Consider the following 4132-nt stretch of genomic DNA (forward strand, 5'->3'; position numbering starts at 1 on the left):
TCATCAAATCCAGTCAACAAGCCCAGTCGCCCTCCCTGTCATCAAGCTCTGTCATCAAGCTCTGTCATCAATCAATCTTTCCATCGCACCTTGTCAGCAGGCAGTGATCCTCAACTGCTCAACCAGTTGGGCAGGAACAGCGAGATAGCCGGCACATAGGTGATCAACACCAGGAACAGCAGCAACAGCGACAACCACGGCAATGCTGCCCGAATGACCCAGGTCATCGGCTTGCCGGTGATCCCCGCCGTCACGAAGAGGTTCAGCCCTACGGGGGGTGTCAGCATGCCGATCTCCATGTTGACCACCATGATGATGCCGAGATGGATCGGGTCGATCCCCAGCTGCGTCGCGATGGGGAACAGGATTGGCGCCATGATCAGCAGAATGGCCGAGGGCTCCATGAAGTTGCCCGCCGCCAGCAGCAGCAGATTCATCACGATCAAGAAGCCCCACGCCGGCAGCCCCCAGCCGATGATGGTTTCGGCGATGGTGTGCGGAATGCGCTCCGTGGTCAGTACATGCGCGAACAGCATCGCGTTGGCGATGATGAACAACAGCATCATCGAGACGCGCGCGCCATCCAGTACCACCTTCTTGACCTCCTGATCGGTGAAGGACCCCAGAAGCCCGGCAGGCACCTGCCACAGCGCGCGCAACCCCGCACTCCCCCAGGCTTCGTTGCCCTTGCGCCACGGCACGTTCTTCAACGGCCCCATGTCGCGATAGCCCACCACGGCGATGAACCAGGCATACACCGTGGCCACGGCCGCGGCTTCGGTGGGACTGGCCACGCCGCCATAGATCGAGCCCAGCACGATGAAGATCAACATCAGACCGCCCATGGCGATCAGGCCAGAGCGCGCAAGCACCCGTACGCCGGGGAAAGGCTGAGCCGGCAACTTCTTGATCCGCGCCGCGATATAGATGGCGACCATCAAAATACCGCCCATCAGGAGGCCCGGAATCAGGCCGGCCATGAACATCTTGGCCGCCGAGACTTCCGTGGCGGCGGAATACACCAGCATCACGATGGACGGCGGAATCAGGATGCCCAGTGTCCCGGCATTGGTGATCACGCCCGCCGCGAAGGACTCGGTATAGCCCTGGCGCACCATGCCCGCGATCACGATGGAGCCGATCGCCGCCACCGTGGCCGGAGAAGAGCCGGACACGGCGGCAAACAGCATGCATGCCAATACGGAGGCCATCGCCAGTCCACCGCGCACGTGGCCGATGGCATCGGTGGCGAAGGTGATCAGGCGACGTGCCACGCCACCGGTCGAGAGAAAGGTGCTGGAGAGAATGAAGAACGGGATCGCCAGCAGGGTGTAGTGATGCGACAGGGCTTCGAACAGCTTGATCGCCACCGACCCCAGTGAGTCACTGGAAAACAGCAGGATCGTGGTGACACTCGAGAAGCCCAGCGCAAAGGCGATCGGCATGCCGAGAAAGATGCCGCCGAACAGCAGCGCAAACAGAGTGGCTATGGTCATCGTGGTGTTCCCTGATCACTGTCACGGCCAGCATCGCCGTTGTCTTGGCCATCCGGCGCGTCCGACTGCACCAGATGCATGCTGTCCTCGCCTTCGTCATGAAAGCCGAAGCCACTGGCATCGCCACGAATCACCTTCCAGCCCAGTACAGCAAAGCGCAGCATCAGCAGCAACATGGCAATGGGCAGAATGGTGAGGGCGTACCACTTGGGAATCGCGATGTCCTCAAGCTCGATGCCGATCATCTTCATCAGCGAGAGATATTCATAACTGCCGACCAGCAGCATCACGCAGTACGCCATGCAGATCGCCAGCGCCAGCAAGGTCGCCACGCGCTGCCAGAGCATCGGCAGCATCTTGACCACGACATCCACGCCGATGTGCGCGCCCTGCTTGACGCCCCAGGACACGCCGATCAGCACGAACCAGCCCGCCAGATACAGCGTGGCCTCCTGTGACCAGCTGATGCCGGTATTGAAGACGAAGCGCAACACCACCTCGACGAAGACCAGCAGCACCATCGCTACCAGCAGCAGCGAGAACAGCGTCTCTTCCGCCTTGTGAAGCCATCGTAGTGCCATGGCAAAAATCCTCATGTCGCTCAAGGACACTTGCCCCACGCGAGATCGCCGATGTCCTGGCGCTCAAGATGGGGCAAGTGATGGATGGCCTGATGGCTTACTGGTTGGCAGCTTCCGCGGCGTCGACGATGTCCTGGCCGATGTCGTCGGCAAACTCGCCCCATACCGGCTTCATGGCGTCGACCCACTGCTGACGCTGGGCATCGTCGAGCGTGATGATCTCGCTCTGGCCTGAATCGATGATGGCCTGCTTGGCCTCCATGTTCTTGGCTTCGGAGAGCTGGTTGCCGTAGACGATGGCCTCATCGAGCGCCGACTTGACCTCACCACGCACGTCATCCGGCAGGCCATTCCAGAAGCGCGCCGAAGACACCACCATATAATCCAGCACGCCGTGGTTGGATTCGGTGATGTACGGCTGCACCTCGAAGAACTTCTGGGAGTAGATGTTGGAGTAGGTATTCTCCTGACCGTCGATGGCCTTGGTCTGCAGCAGGATGAAGACCTCGGAGAACGGCTTCTTCAGCGAGACGGCATCCACCGCGTCAAACTGGGCCTCGAGCACATCGGAGGTCATGATGCGGAATTTCTTGCCGTCGGCATCCCCCGGTGTCTTGAGCGGCGATGACGCGGACAGCTGCTTCATGCCGTTATGCAGATAACCGAGCCCCACCAACCCCTTGGATTCCAGCGACGTCAGCAATGACTGGCCCGTCTCGCTGCTCTGGAAGCGTTCGACAGCGCCCATGTCCTTGAACAGGAAGGGCAGATCGAAGACCTGCAGCTGATCGGTATATTTCTGGAACTTGGACAATGACGGTGCCGCCAGCTGCACATCGCCCAGCAGCATGGCTTCCAGCACCTTGTCGTCCCCGTACAGCTGCGAACTGGGGTAGAGCTCGACTTCCACCTTGTCGCCCAGTCGCTCCTCCACCAGTTGCTGGAATTTCTTGCCCATCTGGCCCTTGGGGGTATTTTCCGCCACCACATGGGAAAACTTGATGGTGATCGGGTCGGCCATGGCCGTCGCTGAGGCAAACAGGATGGCAGCACTCAGGGCGGTCAGGGCTGGCTTGATAAGGCGCATGGCGAATCCTCTTGAATTGCGGATATTGTTGGTCTTGTAGGGCATTCGATATCCCGTCTGCGCGGCTCCGACACGAAGCCGCGCAGAGGTGCGGCGCGAGCAGGGATAGCCGAGACCCTGCGAGCATTGCGCCACAGCCGCCAGATAGACGAGACAATCCAGACAATTCAATAAGTTGAAGACGCACAGTTCGCATACAACTCGCGCACAAGTGAGCCGAATTCCGCGGGCCGCCGGCGATCTGTGAGGAGTTGTGCGGATTTCCGCCCACCAACGACAAGGCCCCTGTGCGGGAATCCGCACAGGGGCCTTGTCTGTTAGCACCGATCATTGTCGATCGAGCGTCTTCACCAGCTGTCACATCACCTGCCAACACATTCTCAGGAACGGTTCTCAGGGACGGTTCTCGAGGACTGTGTTCAGGGGCGGTGCTTGGTCATCAGCTCGCTGAGCTTGTGGCTGATACGCTGATCGGTCGCCTGCTCTTCCCGCGCCTTCTGTTGACGCGTCAGCTCATCGAGCTGCTGACGGGCATGGCGTGCCTCATCTTCCGTCACGGCACCCACCGACTGACCCGAGAGGTCCACGCGCTGCGTGCCCGCCCGTACCGCCTTCAGATACCGCGGCAGATGGACATAACCCGCCAGCGCGCGTCGCACCAGCTTGTCATCCCAGGGCTCGTTTTCCAGCAGCTCGATATGGATGCCGATCTTCAGCGGCCGGGTGTGGCCCTTGAAGAAGGTATCCGGATAGCGCTTGTACCACTGCTTGAGCAGCGCATGGGGAGAAGGCGCCGACTCAGGCTGAGAAGCCTGCTGTGCTTGCGGGGCCTCGCCCTGCTCAGCCTCGTTCTGCTGCTGCGCCTCCTGCTCCTGCGGTACCTGAGCTTGCGGCGTCTGGGCTTGCGACGCCTGAGCCTCGGACGAATCAGCAGCCGTCGTTGTCTGCGCGGCAGCTGCCGGCTGACT

Annotated in this window: 4 protein-coding genes; all 4 read right to left on the reverse strand. The window is 60.7% G+C overall.

Going from position 1 to position 4132, the window contains the following annotated elements; genetic code table 11:
- Positions 1–110: 110 nt before the first annotated feature.
- Positions 111–1496, reverse strand: a complete 1386-nt coding sequence (locus tag AC4FAH_RS01035) for a TRAP transporter large permease (RefSeq protein WP_043331424.1) — start codon at positions 1494–1496, stop codon at positions 111–113.
- Positions 1493–2077: a TRAP transporter small permease gene (locus AC4FAH_RS01040; protein ID WP_153636387.1), complete on the reverse strand. Its 585-nt coding sequence runs from the start codon at positions 2075–2077 to the stop codon at positions 1493–1495. The genes AC4FAH_RS01035 and AC4FAH_RS01040 overlap by 4 nt, the downstream gene beginning before the upstream one ends.
- A gap of 97 nt (positions 2078–2174) precedes the next feature.
- On the reverse strand, positions 2175–3164 hold the full coding sequence (locus AC4FAH_RS01045) for a TRAP transporter substrate-binding protein (RefSeq protein WP_225347130.1): 990 nt from the start codon (positions 3162–3164) through the stop codon (positions 2175–2177).
- A gap of 419 nt (positions 3165–3583) precedes the next feature.
- A partial coding sequence (locus AC4FAH_RS01050) for a ProQ/FINO family protein (RefSeq protein ID WP_490245561.1) occupies positions 3584–4132 on the reverse strand: 549 nt, incomplete at its 5' end.

It is taken from the genome of Cobetia sp. (assembly GCF_983723665.1).

What these genes read in the sequence shown, in the direction of transcription:
- AC4FAH_RS01035 (WP_043331424.1), bottom strand. Translation starts at nt 1,496, where the DNA reads ATGACCATAGCCACTCTGTTTGCGCTGCTGTTCGGCGGCATCTTTCTC.
- AC4FAH_RS01045 (WP_225347130.1), bottom strand. Translation starts at nt 3,164, where the DNA reads ATGCGCCTTATCAAGCCAGCCCTGACCGCCCTGAGTGCTGCCATCCTG.
- AC4FAH_RS01040 (WP_153636387.1), bottom strand. Translation starts at nt 2,077, where the DNA reads ATGGCACTACGATGGCTTCACAAGGCGGAAGAGACGCTGTTCTCGCTG.